We start from the raw sequence: 15,148 nt of genomic DNA, 5'->3' as shown, positions 1-15,148 counted from the left end.
TCTACCGCGTATTTTACAAGTTTTTGGGACTTAATCAGAGTTTCCCTAAACAACAGCTAAAAATTTTGGACTCGAATTTAACCTGCTCTACTACAGCCCCTTTTATTATGGCTATGTCATCGTTAGTTAGTCAGCCCTGAAATATCCACAAGCACTTGATACTATGCTTGAATGATCTGATTCTTAATGCTCATAACGACCGGAAATGTTAAAATATCCAAGTGTTTTCTGGTCGAAATGGTGATTAAAAATGCTAAGACATAGCAGTACGATTCATCAACCGAATTTGTTTGGAACAGATTTGTTGATGCAACTTGATCCCAATGATTTGTTGCTGAAGCTTGCATCAGCGATACCCTGGCAAGAATTTGAGGAATCATTTTCCATCCATTACACGACGGCGGCAGGTGCGCCGAGTAAGCCGATCCGGCTGATGGTTGGGTTATTGATACTGAAGCAGTTAGAGAATCTGAGTGACGAATCGATAGTATTGCAGTGGAAGCGCAATCCTTATTACCAGGCCTTTTGCGGCATGAAAGAATTCTAGCAGAAGCTGCCTTGCCATAGCACGGAGCTAGTACATTTTCGCAAGCGCATAGGTGCGCAAGGGGTAGAGCGGATTTTCCAGATGAGCGTTGGTTTGCATGGGGAATCGGCGCTGGAAGATGTGGTTCATGTTGACACGACTGTGCATGAGAAGAACATCACGTACCCGACAGATAGCAAACTAGCGATCAAGATTATCAATCGCCTCAACAAGATTGGCCCCGCCCACGGCATTTCACAGCGGCGTACTTTCGTCAAAGAAGTGAAGTCACTGCGCCTGGATATTCGGTACTACCGGCACGTGAAGAAAAGAGCTAAGGCCAAACGCGCATTAAAGCGGCTCAGAACCATTGCAGGTGTATTGATACGGGAACTCAGGAGGGAATTACCGCAGCACTGTCTGTTTGAATGCTATCAACGGGACTTTCTATTGTATGAGCGCGTATTACGGCAACAGCAAAACGATAAGAACAAGATCTACTCATTGCACGAACCGCAAGTGTACTGTGTCGCCAAGGGGAAAGACCACAAACAATATGAGTACGGCAGCCAAGCATCGGTCGCCAGTACCGCAAAAGGTAATCTGATCGTCGGCGTAATCAGTCACGAACAGAATCTGCATGACAGCAATACGTTACCAGAGATCTTGCGTCATGTTGAGATTTCGCGCGGGAAAGCAGCCAAGCAAGCCGTATGCGATCGCGGCTACCGCGGCAAACGTGAAGTCAATGGAACCCAGATCATTTTTCCCGGAAAAGGACTCAAGAAAGATACCCGATACCAGAAAGACAAGAAGCGAAAACAGTGCAGGAGGCGTGCCGCGATTGAACCCATTATCGGCCACCTGAAATCGGATTATCGAATGGCGAGGAACTATCTGAAAGGCGCTATTGGCGATCGCATCAACCTGCTGATGGCTGCTGCCGCCTGGAATCTGAAACAATGGCTGCTGGCCATTTTTTGGCTCTTTTTCCCATGGCGGAAACTGCAAATTATCGGATTCCTTGATGGAAATTTAAATTACCAGGGCATGCATTTTAGTAGGCGCCAGTTTTCTCGGGTAGCTTTTCCAGAACAACTGTCGTTTGATACTTTTTCAGGGTCGACTAGTTAGTGGTGGTATGTAACCCAATGAATTTGAAGAAAATTATCAATTATTGGTTTTTTGGTTAGCGACTTGTTTATAAATGATAACTTGTGTTTATTTACAGTGACCAACAATTAACGATGACATAGCCTTTATTATTAATCAAAACCTATTAATTTATCTACTAAACAATTACTTAGATTCTTGTATCAAATTGCGCGATTTGCTAGAAAAAGGAAGGAGTGCCATATAAGACACTAGGTTCGGATCTCTCTTTACTTTCATGATTTTATCTTATAAAACTTTAGACTCCGCGAAAATCATTCATATCTCAATGTTTTTGTGGAGTTTTAGGGATTAAGGTTACTCTCCACTTTAAGATTGGAATTATCTAAATTAACTAACTTATCCAGGGTATTTAATTTATAAAATTCGGAAATTGAGTCAATTAAATTGTATGCAATTCTATTTGCACCTGCAGTTTGTATCCTATTCTGGTCTACTTCCAGTAACTCCCCTTCTTTATACCCATAACGACAAACCATAATAAACATTTGTGGAAAGCGGCCGCGTATCCGTTTGCACAGGTAAATCGTATGTGTCAAATTTCCTGGATGAATTGAGACGACAATTACCATACCTGGCTTGATTTGCTCTATCAAAGCAAGCGTGTCTGACACCATGACCGTTGATTGTGTTTCGTGCCAATCAAAATGTGTATCATCTTGTGCTAGCTTAGAAAGCATGGTCACAGCTAATTCGTCAGTTCTATCTCTAGCGGGGATCGCCAGAATGGTGAATTTAGATGAGGAAACGGTATTTTCCTCGATTGCTACTTTATCTTTGTTTGTCTCAGGAGTTTGATCGGCAATAATTACACGTAAATCATCTATTAATTCGCGTTGCTCATTCGAATCAATTTTATGGTTACGTAAATCCATCCGTGCTTGAACCAACGCTGAAACTGCAAGCTTATCTAGCGCAAAAGCTAAATTATCATTTGCTGTCTCAAGCTCCATTATTCTTGAAGCTTCATCACCATCACCTGCTAGAAGTCTTTGGTAAAAACGGTCTGTAGGGGATAATGGTGGTTGATCTCCTAACAACGTATCAATAAAATTAAGGTATGGAACATATCGACCCAGGACTACAATACATACGGTTAGCGGCGAGGCCAAGATAAGTCCAATAGGTCCCCATAACCAAGTCCAGAACGCAACAGAAATTAATAGCGCTGCTTGAGAAACACCGATACCTCGCCCATAAATCATTGGCTCAAGTACGATATTGGTGAGGAGTTCAAGCACACCAAACAATGTAGCTACCATAATGGCTATTGACCAATCAGGTGAAATCAAAAGACTTAGCATTATTGGAAGGGTAGCTGCAAGCCAGGGCCCGAGATAAGGAATATAACGCAATAACGCACCAAAAAACCCCCACAAGGGAGCATAGGGCACTCCAATGAACCATAGGCCAATTCCTATACCTAGCCCATAGCCAGAGTTAATAAGTAACTGCATGAGCAGATAGCGACTAACCCGCTCTCCGGCGTCTTCTAGTGCTCGAGTAGTGTTGGCTATCTGATCAACTCCTATCAACTTAATGACACGATCACGTAGATCCTCACGATTAATCAGCATAAAACAAACTAGCACGATCACAAAACCCGCATTGGCTATGGGTTCTAGCATCGGACCAATTATCGACCAGATTTGTGAGAAACCGAATGGCCCCTCTTCTACGATGCGCACGGGTTGAACGATCTCTTTCTCTCTAACCGTGATAGCTTTCTCCTCAACTTGCTTATCGCTTATTTGTTCAGTTATTCGTTCACTTGCTCCCTGCAATTTGTCCAGGAAACCGCCTTGGTCCCGTTCGTACAATTCATGAATCTTACTCAGAATATTTTCTTCATATTTTGGATAGGAATCTACTAAACTGGCTATCTGATTAGTGATACTCCATGCCGTAGCTATTACAATACTCAGAGCTAGAGAGGCCGCTAAGACTACCGCTAAAATCCGCGGCACACTATACCGTTGCAACCAAATGACAACTGGTGATAGCAGAAAAGTAAACAGAATCGCTAGCGCCAAAGGTGTAATAATTACTCGAGCCCACGATAGAAGTCCAATAGTTAGAGCCAATCCAATCAACAAGGAAACATTAGATAAATAATTATCTTTCTTCATTTCGTAAAATCACTCTGTCAGTACAAACATATGTAAAAATGATGGTATTGCTTTAAACAATTTAAGTTCTTGAGCTAAAATTCTGGTAAGTTTTACATGCCGATTGACAGGTAATGCAAAGACAGGCTGAGAAACAGTCATTGAGCTTGTTGGTGATGTATTCTATTAACAGCTAAATTGGCTGTTAATATTAATCCTTCACAGTTATTTTCCTGCCCCAGCGCCAGTTCCTGATGAGCTACTAGGATTAACACTTGATGGACTGCTTGAACTGGTTCCGGAAGGAGAAGTCGGATTAACTCCTGAGGTGCTGTTTGGTTGTGCAACAGGGTTATTTAAATTTGTGCCAGTCGGATCATTCGGATTAACTAAACCAGGATTTCTTGCAGTATCCGATTGCATCTTTTGTATTTCAGAGTTTATGGTCGCTCCAATTGGTGTACTTGTTGTGTCGGCGAATGCGATTGAGATATCAATTATAAAAGCTGCGCACATAATAATTGCTGTAGATAATTTTTTTCCCTGAATCATGATAATTTCCTATATCTCAAATAAAAATTAAAATTGTCCGAAATATTTTCAATTCAGTTCAGTTCGGAAATACACCCATCAAGAAGTTGTTAAAAAAATAACAACTTCCTATTACGCACCCGATAACTTAGCAAAATTTTCAAACCTTATGAGCCACAAACCGTCTCCTGATTAAGGTGACCATAAGTTTGAATCGTTTTGAACAACATACCCCTTCACGATCAGCCTCTTAAGAGAATCCAACCATATCCGCAGATAAATCACCTGAATGAAGCCCAATCAGAGTGATAGACGCGACATCATCAACAAAATGTACAATAACACCCTCACTTGTATCTTCGAAGCTACTAATAACTGACGATAATTCATCAAGGTTATTGAGACCGGTAGATTCTGAATCAAACATCAATAAATCAGCTGAAGTATCGAAATCTTGCACAGTGAAATGACCAGGAGCATAAAAACTGAACTGATCCTTATCTGCACCACCAGTTAAGTCATCGTTACCCTCTCCCGCATAGAGAATGTCATCACCTAAACCACCTATCAAAACATCATCTCCTACGCCCCCGTCGAGTTGATCATCCCCATCATCGCCCTCTAGATTATCATTGCCATCTCCACCAATGAGAACGTCATCACCTAGACCACCTATTAAAACATCATTACCAGCACCGCCATCCAATCCGTCATTTCCGCCACCGCCATTGATATTATTATTGACATCGCCTGCGTGAAAGTGATCATTATTATCGTTTCCGAGGAAGTCATCTTGACCTACTGATCCATCATCTATACTTATACTCATATCAATTTCTCCTAATGTTTGATTTGTAAACCCAATTCTGCTGTTGCAGAAAGAGATCGGTCTTTTTTACTCTTGGTTGCATACTTACTTTCGTCAAATTTACCTTGCCTCAGATTAAATATTGCACTTGCAGTAATAGACTAACGCATTCTTTTAGATAGATATGTACGATTTCGCACATAGAAAATAAAAAATTGATCTACAAAAATAATGATGATCTGGGATAAAACAAGCTTAATGGGAAGTATTAAAAAATCTCAGAATTTAATGAATCTCGTCAAGGATGATTGGTAGGCGATGCCGGGAATTCAGCCATAAAATTGGCTTTTACTCGAAAAACCTATTACTTTTCACCTATGCCTGATACACAGCGCCGTGGAGCAATGAATAGCTAGACCACCAGTCTTTAGTTTTTCTAGTGAACGTAAATTAAAAAAGTAAACGAGGAAACAAATTCAGAATAAAAACAAAGAGCTTAAGAATTAAATCATTTGCTTCGGTGTTTCGAAGTAATTTTGCGCATTCCATTGAGATTCTCCTTGGCGACTTACTTTAAGAAGGTGAATCACCCCGGGTTCTCTGGAGGCTGTTTGGTTTAAGTAACTTTGGCAGAATCCAAGTTGGCTAACTGCCGGTAGTATTGTGCCTCAGCTTCCGCCGGCGGTATATAGCCGATGGGTCCAAGCAAACGCTGGTGATTGAACCAGAACACCCAGTTCAACGTCGCCAATTCAACGGATTCCCTGTTTTTCCATGGCCCCTGCTTGTGAATCAATTCAGCTTTGTAAAGCCCGTTGATCGTTTCGGCTAGTGCGTTATCGTAGCTATCTCCTTTACTGCCAACCGACGGTTCTATTCCAGCCTCGGCAAGCCGCTCCGTATAACGGATAGAGACATACTGGGAACCCCGGTCGCTGTGGTGAATCAAGGCACCCAGCTCCGGTTGCCGGGCGTATAAAGCCTGCTCCAGCGCATCCAGTACGAAGTCCGTGTGCATGCTGGAACTGACCCGCCAACCCACGATGCACCGGGCAAACACGTCGATGACGAACGCGACATATAGCCAGCCCTGCCAGGTGGAAACATAGGTGAAATCCGACACCCATAACTGGTTTGGGCGATCCGCCTTGAATTGCCGGTTTACGCGATCCAGCGGGCACGGCAGCGCCTTGTCCGGAACCGTGGTTCGCACAACCTTGCCGCGCCGCACACCTTCCAGCCCCAACCGTTTCATGAGCCGTTCAACAGTGCAGCGAGCTACCTGCATTCCTTCGCGCTTAAGTTGCCGCCATACCTTGTCGGCACCATACACCTGCAGGTTAGCCTGCCACACACGCTGAATTTCTGGCATCAAAACCTCATCGCGTTGGGCACGAGTGCAACGCAATGCCGGATTGCGCCGCTCGGCCGCGTGACGCCGATACCCTGACGGGGCGACCTGCAATACCTTGCAGATCGGCTCGACCCCGTGGGTGTCACGATACCGGTCGATGAACGACCTCAGGATTTGAGTTTGCGGTCGAGCTCCGCCTGGGCGAAAAAAGCACTGGCCAGTTTCAGAATTTCATTGGCGCGACGTAATTCCTTGACCTCACGCTCCAGTGCTTTGATGCGTTCGCGCTCTTCACTGGTGATGCCATCTCGTAGGCCTGTGTCGATCTCGTGCTTCTTTACCCAATCATGCAATGTCGGCGGCGCGCAGCCGATCTTGGGCGCAATCGATTCTATCGTCGCCCACAGCGAAGGGTACTCACTGCGATGCTCTTGCACCAGGCGGACTGCTCGTTCTTTTACTTCGGGGGAATATTTGTTTGTTTTGTTCATCGCTCCATTCTCTCAAGATTTGGAGCCTCCTCAAAACCCGGGGCGATTCAAGGTTCTGATTAAGTCCTTCGACAGGCTCAGGACGAACGATAATATATTGATTACGTTCGTGGTGAGCTTATCGAACCATGAATGTAATCAACTTAATCAGAGATTCCTTAAGTCAATGCTAGTTCATCAAACATGATACGTGTAGACTTATACCTCTTCTAAAAGATAGAGAATCAGTCGTGCTCATTAACTGTGTTGCTTACGAAAATGGTGTGCGCTTGGCCGATCTTACGGTAGAGGAAATCAGCGACTATCTGGAACGGTCAGGGTGTTTTGTTTGGGTTGCTCTACGGGATGCAACGCCCGAAGAACTTGATAAGATGAAAGAAGAATTCAACCTCCATGAATTAGCAGTTGAGGATGCGCGCCACGGCCACCAGCGTCCCAAACTTGAAGAATACGGTGAATCAGTCTTTGTTGTAATGCATTTGCTTGACCCTAGCAAGGAGGAAACCTACCTGGGCGAGTTGAATGTTTTTGTCGGACCTAACTACATACTGTCAGTCAGAAACCGAAGCCAGCAAGATTTTCATGAGGTACGCGAGCGCTGTGAGCGGGAGCAGCATCTCCTTAAAGAAGGATCCGGTTTTGTTCTCTATGCCTTAATGGACGCAGTGGTGGATCGTTATTTTCCAATAATCGACCGTTTGGAGTCCGAATTGGAAGCGATCGAAGATAAAATTTTCACCAAAGGAGCTGCCCGCTCAAATATTGAGCAGCTCTACAGCCTTAAACGGAAGATCATGGTTTTGAAACATGCCGTAGCTCCGCTCATGGAAGTTTCCGGCAAGCTTTCTGGCAGCCGCGCACCTCCCGTATGTTTCAATATCCGGGACTACTTCCGGGATGTTTATGATCACTTGTTTCGGATTGACGCGTCTATCGATACCATCCGGGACACTATAAGCACTGCCATCCAGGTCAATCTCTCGATGGGTGCTATTGAGAACAATGAGGTAAGTAAGCGCCTAGCTGCGTGGGCAGGAATTTTCGCGGTCGCTACAGCCTTAGCGGGAATATGGGGAATGAACTTCGAACACATGCCAGAACTGAAGTGGGAATACGGCTACCCATTGGCGCTACTGACTATTTGCTCAGCCTGTCTTTTTTTGTATATTCGTCTCAAGCGGATTGGTTGGTTATAAATGGCTGCATTGAATAATTGATTTTATCCTACATTCACTTCGTCAAATCGGATAGCTGCTAGTTTATGTCACGATTACTATAGCTAAGGAAGCTCTGAACAAGTGTCATTTCGAGCCAGAGCGAGAAAACTATTACATTGATTATTAAAGATTCCTCGCTGCGTTCGGAATAACAAATGCAAGTTATTCAGAGTTTCCCTAACACATTATCTGGAAAACACTGGATCGGTACACTTTTATTCCGCCATTCCCGCGAAATTTAGTGCGCCTAAGTTTTATATTTTACTCCGCTATTTACACCTAGAACTTGCTGTTAGTTAAAAAGTAGCATATTTGTAAGCGGGCGGTTATTAGGGATTGCCCCTTTTCAACATGTTATTTTTCACAACCAATTACTAAGACACTACCGAAAATCTGGAGGGTGTAAGAAATTTTGTGTAAGTGGTCATTTTGCAGGAAACTGCTACTTTCAGAAATGGATAAGAAATGACGACAACAAGAACTTTACCCAACGATTTAATTGACCAACTGTTATCAGGCTATAAAAAGCCAGAAGACCTAATTGGAGAGAATGGCTTACTTAAGCAACTCACCAAGGCGCTGATTGAACGTGCGTTACAAGCGGAAATGACTGAGCACTTGGGTCATGACAAACATGCTACTGTCAGCAACCTCACTGGCAATGCCCGCAACGGCAAAAGCAGCAAGACCCTTAAGGGTGAATTTGGTGAGTTGCCGATTGAAATCCCTCGTGATCGCGAGGGCGGCTTTGAACCACAACTGATCTCTAAGCACCAAACACGCTGGACTGGCTTTGATGGCAAGATCATATCACTGTACTCGCGTGGTATGACGGTACGCGAAATCCAGAGTCACCTGATCGAGATGTATGGTGCGGAGGTTTCGCCTACACTGATCTCATCCGTTACCGATGCAGTGATGGAAGATGTGAAGCAATGGCAGTCCCGCCCGCTGGATGCAGTCTATCCCGTCATTTATCTGGATTGCATCCACGTCAAAGTCCGTGATGCCGGTGCGGTGCGTACCAAAGCCGTATACCTTGCCATTGGCATAAACATGCAAGGCGAAAAAGAAGTGCTGGGTTTATGGGTCTCACAGACTGAAGGTGCTAAATTCTGGCTGGGCGTTGTCACTGAACTTAAGAACCGTGGCATACAAGACATCTTCATCGCCTGTGTGGATGGCTTAAAAGGCTTTCCTGAAGCCATTGAGGCGGTCTAACCGCAAGCCACGGTACAGCTTTGCATTGTGCATATGGTGCGTAATAGTTTAAATTACGTGGGCTGGAATAAACGCGGTCTGGTTGCAACTGATTTGAAGCGCGTTTACAGCGCATCAACAGCAGACGAGGCAGAGCAATATCTCACTGAATTTGAAGTGAAATGGGATGATGCTTATCCGCCAATTGCTAAATCCTGGCGTAACAATTGGATGCGTATTATTCCGTTCTTCGATTACCCCCCTGAAATACGCAAAATCATTTACACCACCAATGCCATTGAGTCGGTGAACATGAGTTTACGTAAAGTTAGTAAAAATAGGAGCTCATTTCCAAATGATGAAGCTGTTACTAAATTGTTCTATTTGGCACTGATCAATATCAGCAAGAAATGGACGATGCCACTGCGCGATTGGAAACCTGCGTTAAACAGGTTTACTATTCAGTTTGAGGAAAGGATGCCTCAGCAGTAATTACCGCCACTTACACAAAATTTAGGATACCCTCACTTTATCCATGCTGCCAAGGGATTCATTAGAATCCATGTAGTTATTCCAAACAAGTCTCAGCCAGTTGATTCAATACAATACGCTCTTGCTTGCTATACCACAGTCTATATTTTTCTTTGATACGCTCCCATCGCTTCCCATATTCACACCAGTAAGATTTTAAGGAAGCTCTGATTAAGTTATTTATTCCAGTTTTGTCGACAAAGCTATCGGTAAAGTAGCTAATATAGGCATTATTGTGCGATTAATAACTGTAATTTTTAGCAGATTGCATACTATTCTGTCCCCTGATGCTGATTTTCAGGGATATTGGACGGAATTATCCCGTGGTTGGCATCCACACCTTACGGACATGGTAAAGATTAGCCAAGGCAAACAACAGATAAAGCTGTTGTGCATTCTTGAACAATCCTCGGTAACGGACTTTGGTATAACCAAATTGTCTTTTGACAATACGAAACGGATGTTCAACCTTTGCGCGTAGTGAAGCTAGCATACGATTGAGCACGGCATGTTCTGCTGGCAATTCCTCACCGCGCTTGCGTTTGAATGGCATACCCCAGACCGGCTCTTCCGGCTGTCGTTGCGCTTCCAGATTGCGATCATTACGAGTATAAGCCCGATCACCCAATACAATTGCCTCTTCGCCATGTACCAGCGCATCAATCATGTTGCCATCGGCCACTTTGGCCGTGGTAATTTCCAGGCTATGCACCAGGCCGGAATCGGCATCTACGCCTATGTGTGCTTTTAATCCAAAGTAATAGTTGCTGCCTTTCTTAGTCGAACTCATCTCGCCATCACGTTTGCGTTGCCGGTTCTTGGTCGATGGCGCAGCCGCTATCAGCGTGGCGTCAACTATCGTGCCCTGACGCAGCAATAATCCCTGTTGCGCTAACCGCCCAGTTGTTTCAGCAAACAGGCTTTGTGCCAAGTGATGCTTCTCCAGCAGGTGGCGAAACTTGAGGATCGTCGTCTCATCAGGCATAACATCTTCTCCCGCATCTAGTCCTGCAAATTCACGTAGCATCGGCACATCATGTAACGCTTCTTCCATTGCCGGATCTGAATAACCAAACCATTGCTGCATCATATGAATCCGCAGCATCGCTTCCAACGCAAATGGCTTGCGTCCCAAACCTGCTACCGGATAGTGCGGCGCGATCCGATTCGTCCAGTCTACCCATGGAACCACTTGCTCCATTTCTTCGAGAAACTTTTGCCGGCGAGTTACTTTTGGTTTCTTGATAAATAATGGAATCGACAATACTAATTGTTTCATCAATGCATTCCCTTGCAGTGGTTACAATCTACCGCGTATTTTACAAGTTTTTGGGACTTAATCAGAGTTTCCTTAAAACATCGTACTGAAGTGGAGCATAAATTAGCCTAAGACTGGGTATGTCAGCAGCCGTGTTAATACAATGAGTACTAACTCTCTACACAACTTGTTAAACTTCATTTATGGCGACAAATTCCCATAAGAAACTGGAAGAGGGTGGTAGTGGAAAAAAATGACACTTAAAATTGGACGCAATGATCCCTGTCCATGTGGCAGTGGCAAGAAATACAAGCAATGTTGTGCAGATACCAGTGCAGCCATAGTAGAAGAAAAGAAGGGACATGACGGCGCTGTAGAGCGTGCATTAAGCTGGTTAATGGATAAGCATCGGAAAGCAGTCCATATTGCCATTGAAGAAATGATTTTTGATGGATTGAGTGACGAAGAACGAGAGATCCTGGAAGCTCAAGACAAACAGACTTGGCAAGGCATTCAACTCAATGCAACGGAATGGTTGTTAGCTGAAGGTCATATTCTGGTCAAAGGTGAGCACAGGCGAGTATCGGAATATTTGCTCGGTCAAGGCGGGCCATTATTTACGGTAGATCAGCGCCGCTGGATCGCACAATTGGCCGATCGCCCTTTACGCTTGTATGAAGTAACTGACGTTATTCCGGGGAAACAAATGACATTGTGCGATGCGCTAAATACGGAAGCATTGCCGATCACCGTATACGAGAAATCCGGCAGTCAAGCATCACAAATAGGAATGCTGATTGGTTTGCGGATTATGGAAGTCGATGGTCATTTTGAGCTATCTGGTGCAGGGTATCCGTTTTCTCATCTCAAGGCCCAAGATTTAATAGCACAGATCCACGAAGCTATGGATCAGTTCAACAAGCGACAGAAAGATTTCCCAGATTTCTTAAGTTTCATGATTCGGCGCAAATGGCTTGAACAATTTTATGCACCGATGCCGATGCCAACCATGATGGATGCCTATTCGGGTGAACCAATGCTACTGATCACGGATCACTACCGGGTTAAGGATTGGGAAGCGCTAACACAATCATTATCCAGTCAAAGTGATGTACAAGGGGATCGCAAGTCAGGCTGGGATCGCCTGGTCGACTGCGAAGATGGTGCGACACGCGCAACGGTCACCATCAACATTGAAAAGACTGCAAACAAGATAACCTTGTTTTATAAAACGCAAAGCTATGCAGACAAAGGCCGCCCCTGGTTCGAAGCGATTGCGGGCGATGCGGTTCAATTCATTTCCCGTGAATTATCTGATCCAAAAGGAATGATGGCAAATATGCCAGTCAATCAGAAAGCAAAACCCAGAGCCGCTGAACCAGATATACCACCCGAGGTATATGCCGATATCATCGAAAAAACAATCTATCGCGTGTACGCCAATTGGGCTGATGAATCGATTCAGGCCCTGGGTGGCAAGACGCCTCGACAGGCTATCAAAACGCCAGCTGGGTTGGAGCGGGTAAAAGGTTTGTTACGAAGCTATGAAGCGAGTGAAAAGCAGCAAGCGGCAGAACAAGGCAGGCGCGAAATTTCATATGAGTTTCTTTGGCGTGAACTTGGAATCTCTTGATAGTACTGAGAGTATTCAGGGTGGCAGGGATCTCTGTATTTAGTGCCAGCTTTGGTCTGAGATATGTATGGATTGTTGAAGAAAGACGTGATGATTTATATGCTATTCAGACACCGCTTGAAAGGCGGCCTGCACGGCACGAACCATGGATGGATGCAATGTGCCAAGTTTTGGAATCTGCCCATGTGGTGCTGCGGGTGGCACTGAGAACCAGTCTGTTGAAAATGGCAACTCAAGGACTTGCCTTAAATTGAACTTGGTATCAAAACTTAGATTGGCTTCTTCATAGGCCGCCGGGTTCTTGTCATGAAGAATCGCAAACTCGCCTCGGTAGAGCTTGGTTGTGCGCTGACTGGTACCATAAGCAACCCGAACTGTGAATTCTGGTGCATCGTCATCAAAGACGACAAGAATTAAAGCGGGTCTGGGTTTTAGGCGCGGGTTGATGTTGTCTGGGAAATGACACCATACGATATCTCCAGCCGTTGGTTCTGGCCACCAACGAGCCATCAGGTAGTCTCGGGCTCAAACAAACTGGAACGTACAGACTTCTTTTTTAAAGTTGGCGCCAATTTCTTGATTTGACGCACTTGTGCAGCAGTAAGCGGGCCGTCGTCTTGTTCGTACTGTGGGAGGATTTTTATGGCAAGTTGGTGCAGTGCTAGGTGAATCACTTGTGTTTCATCGACACCCAAGCGTTCAGCGAGTCGTTTGGCTGTTTCGCGAGTAACGCCAGTTGGACTATCAAAGTTGCGATATCGGAATGGAATTTGTGTTGAAAGGGTTTTCTCTGGCATCATAAACTCCCGCTTGAAAGATATCTATAAGATATCTAATTCTCTGGAAAAAGTCAACGATTCGTGACAGCTTGAATGTGTCTAATCTTGCTGTGGATACTTCTTCATTCTTCTTAATACTGAGTGATTTTATTCCTTTGTTAGATACAAATTAATGCCAATTTACAGTATGTTATTTAAAGTGCGACTGTTTTTGTCAAGGTTCTATGTTTATCCAGGTGCTGCGAAAGCTCTTGTCCTGGGTCTTAGCCAAATCTTTGCATTTCTGACCATTTATTGATTCTGATCCGTGATCACTAAGGATCTGAATTTTTGTCTTTTTCTGAGGATAAATAACCAATGCCTCTGGATGTAACCCGCGGAAATCAATTTTATTGATTAGTATAGGTGCTTCGGAAATCTTGCCTGACCATTGATAGAACTGGAAACTACCCTTGTCATCATAAGGTCCTGCAACAATGAAGTACACTCCTTTGGCATCAGAATATTCGATGCTGCGTATGCCTAGCCCATTCAATGCCAGAAGAATTGGCGCTCCCAACTTTGGTTCTTCCTCTCCTAAAACAACCTCTTGTGGATTGTTTAGCGGAATCAGTAGAGCTCTTCCTTCAGGAATAGGGTTGCGGAAACCGATCAACAAGTTGCCTTGTGGGGTTTTAGTTAACCCTTCTATGTTGAGCCCATTCTCAGATTCCGGAGCATTTTTAGCTGCATTCCCAAGATTGTAGCCCTTTAGTTCCGCGGAAACTTCGAGGGCCTTGACGAAGCCAAAGAAAGGTTTGCCCATAGGTTTCAAATTAAACTTACCGCCAATATTTTCGATTTCTGTTGCAAAAAAGCGGTGACGGTTGGGGCGTTCCTTGCCATCTTTGTTTGCACCGTGCGAGGTGATCCAGTAGATGCGATTTTTAATGAGAGTAGCTCCCTCAATATCGGCTTCTGGATGCTTTGAGTCAATTTGCAGAAACGCAGAAAGATCTTGTGAGTATATTGGTCCACCAGATTTATTTCTTTCATAGATCCTCAGTGTATTGTCTTCGTCGTTGGCGACGACAAAAAGATTAGATTCCACAGGGACTGCGGCAGATGCATCACACATTCCATAATGTCTGGTGATAGGCGGATGACTGTCTGCGGTAACTGGTAGTGATGGAAGCATAAGCGTCGTAACAGCGATAGTGACAACTACAATGGAAATTTTTAGCTTCATATTTATATGAAATTTGGTTGATGTTGGAAGGTAATTAACAAGACCGGAATAGCCTCACGTAGCACGAGCCCGAAGCGGGAGCTCAAGCAAGCTTATGTAGTGCTGTGCCAGCGCTACGGTATAAGGCTCCGGATATGTAAATATCCGGGTGCTTACCATGAAAACGACGTCATAGAAAATGCCCACGGTTCGCTCAAACACAGGATCAAGGATCAAGCAAACCATCAAGGTGCAGGGTCTGCAGATTTTCCAAACTTGGAAGCCTATCGCCGCTTCCTGGATCAGACTGTTGATAAACTGGACAAGCGATG

General features: G+C 44.5%; 12 protein-coding genes, 1 pseudogene and 1 other annotated feature. Of the genes and pseudogenes, 5 read left to right on the top strand and 8 right to left on the bottom strand.

The genetic code is table 11. The features are described from left to right. The first annotated feature begins 250 nt into the window (after window positions 1–250). A complete protein-coding gene (locus NIT79A3_RS19520) occupies window positions 251–547 on the top strand; it encodes a transposase (RefSeq protein WP_348225608.1) in 297 nt (98 codons plus the stop codon). A 6-nt stretch (window positions 548–553) separates the two neighbouring features. Then, window positions 554–1,660: an IS5 family transposase gene (locus tag NIT79A3_RS11275; RefSeq protein ID WP_348225772.1), complete on the top strand. Its 1,107-nt coding sequence runs from the start codon at window positions 554–556 to the stop codon at window positions 1,658–1,660. Window positions 1,661–1,983: 323 nt separating this feature from the next. On the opposite strand, the gene NIT79A3_RS11270 is transcribed toward NIT79A3_RS11275, so the two are convergent. The 4 genes from NIT79A3_RS11270 to NIT79A3_RS11255 all read right to left on the bottom strand — a co-directional run bounded on the left by NIT79A3_RS11270 (window position 1,984) and on the right by NIT79A3_RS11255 (window position 6,991). Continuing rightward, window positions 1,984–3,828: an AI-2E family transporter gene (locus NIT79A3_RS11270; RefSeq protein WP_013966319.1), complete on the bottom strand. Its 1,845-nt coding sequence runs from the start codon at window positions 3,826–3,828 to the stop codon at window positions 1,984–1,986. 204 nt (window positions 3,829–4,032) lie between these two features. Next, complete coding sequence (locus NIT79A3_RS11265; RefSeq protein WP_013966318.1) at window positions 4,033–4,359, bottom strand: hypothetical protein; 327 nt, start codon at window positions 4,357–4,359, stop codon at window positions 4,033–4,035. Between the two features lie 229 nt (window positions 4,360–4,588). Then, window positions 4,589–5,167, bottom strand: coding sequence for a calcium-binding protein (locus NIT79A3_RS11260; protein ID WP_013966317.1), 579 nt, complete (start codon window positions 5,165–5,167; stop codon window positions 4,589–4,591). 595 nt (window positions 5,168–5,762) lie between these two features. After that, a protein-coding gene (locus NIT79A3_RS11255; protein WP_156796972.1) for an IS3 family transposase occupies window positions 5,763–6,991 on the bottom strand; the annotation gives its coding sequence in 2 pieces (ribosomal slippage) (window positions 5,763–6,703 and window positions 6,703–6,991; 1,230 coding nt in all). Beyond that, window positions 6,597–6,713: a sequence feature (AL1L pseudoknot), on the bottom strand. Its footprint overlaps the gene before it by 117 nt. 230 nt (window positions 6,992–7,221) lie before the next feature. Here NIT79A3_RS11255 and corA point away from each other — a divergent pair. Further along, window positions 7,222–8,187 carry a magnesium/cobalt transporter CorA gene (gene corA, locus NIT79A3_RS11245; RefSeq protein WP_013966315.1) on the top strand — a complete coding sequence of 322 codons (966 nt, stop codon included), beginning with the start codon at window positions 7,222–7,224 and terminating at the stop codon, window positions 8,185–8,187. Between the two features lie 486 nt (window positions 8,188–8,673). After that, window positions 8,674–9,900, top strand: a pseudogene (locus NIT79A3_RS11240) (IS256 family transposase). A 355-nt stretch (window positions 9,901–10,255) separates the two neighbouring features. Here NIT79A3_RS11240 and NIT79A3_RS11235 read toward each other — a convergent pair. After that, window positions 10,256–11,218 (bottom strand): IS5 family transposase, encoded by a 963-nt coding sequence (locus NIT79A3_RS11235; protein WP_013966314.1) that lies wholly within the window; start codon window positions 11,216–11,218, stop codon window positions 10,256–10,258. 232 nt (window positions 11,219–11,450) lie between these two features. Between NIT79A3_RS11235 and NIT79A3_RS11230 the strand changes: the two genes are divergently transcribed. Beyond that, window positions 11,451–12,830 (top strand): SEC-C metal-binding domain-containing protein, encoded by a 1,380-nt coding sequence (locus NIT79A3_RS11230; protein WP_013966313.1) that lies wholly within the window; start codon window positions 11,451–11,453, stop codon window positions 12,828–12,830. A 102-nt stretch (window positions 12,831–12,932) separates the two neighbouring features. Here the strand turns inward: NIT79A3_RS11230 and NIT79A3_RS11225 are convergent, their stop codons facing one another. The 3 genes from NIT79A3_RS11225 to NIT79A3_RS11215 form a co-directional block, all read right to left on the bottom strand. Continuing rightward, the gene (locus tag NIT79A3_RS11225) at window positions 12,933–13,340 is read right to left on the bottom strand and encodes a hypothetical protein (RefSeq protein ID WP_013966312.1); all 408 of its coding nucleotides are present in this window, start codon (window positions 13,338–13,340) and stop codon (window positions 12,933–12,935) included. Next, on the bottom strand, window positions 13,340–13,627 hold the full coding sequence (locus tag NIT79A3_RS11220) for a hypothetical protein (RefSeq protein WP_013966311.1): 288 nt from the start codon (window positions 13,625–13,627) through the stop codon (window positions 13,340–13,342). The genes NIT79A3_RS11225 and NIT79A3_RS11220 overlap by 1 nt, the downstream gene beginning before the upstream one ends. A gap of 196 nt (window positions 13,628–13,823) precedes the next feature. Continuing rightward, entirely contained in the window at window positions 13,824–14,837 is a 1,014-nt protein-coding gene (locus NIT79A3_RS11215) for a DUF3616 domain-containing protein (RefSeq protein WP_013966310.1), read from the bottom strand. Window positions 14,838–15,148 lie beyond the last annotated feature (311 nt).

It is taken from the genome of Nitrosomonas sp. Is79A3, from assembly GCF_000219585.1.
GTDB lineage: Bacteria > Pseudomonadota > Gammaproteobacteria > Burkholderiales > Nitrosomonadaceae > Nitrosomonas.
Note: the sequence above shows the minus strand (reverse complement) of the source record. Positions and strands in the feature narration are given on the sequence as shown.

Coding starts and splice junctions, on each gene's coding strand:
- NIT79A3_RS19520 (WP_348225608.1), top strand. CDS start 251: ATGCTAAGACATAGCAGTACGATTCATCAACCGAATTTGTTTGGAACA.
- NIT79A3_RS11270 (WP_013966319.1), bottom strand. CDS start 3,828: ATGAAGAAAGATAATTATTTATCTAATGTTTCCTTGTTGATTGGATTG.
- NIT79A3_RS11265 (WP_013966318.1), bottom strand. CDS start 4,359: ATGATTCAGGGAAAAAAATTATCTACAGCAATTATTATGTGCGCAGCT.
- NIT79A3_RS11260 (WP_013966317.1), bottom strand. CDS start 5,167: ATGAGTATAAGTATAGATGATGGATCAGTAGGTCAAGATGACTTCCTC.
- NIT79A3_RS11235 (WP_013966314.1), bottom strand. CDS start 11,218: ATGAAACAATTAGTATTGTCGATTCCATTATTTATCAAGAAACCAAAA.
- NIT79A3_RS11230 (WP_013966313.1), top strand. CDS start 11,451: ATGACACTTAAAATTGGACGCAATGATCCCTGTCCATGTGGCAGTGGC.
- NIT79A3_RS11225 (WP_013966312.1), bottom strand. CDS start 13,340: ATGGCTCGTTGGTGGCCAGAACCAACGGCTGGAGATATCGTATGGTGT.
- NIT79A3_RS11220 (WP_013966311.1), bottom strand. CDS start 13,627: ATGCCAGAGAAAACCCTTTCAACACAAATTCCATTCCGATATCGCAAC.
- NIT79A3_RS11215 (WP_013966310.1), bottom strand. CDS start 14,837: ATGAAGCTAAAAATTTCCATTGTAGTTGTCACTATCGCTGTTACGACG.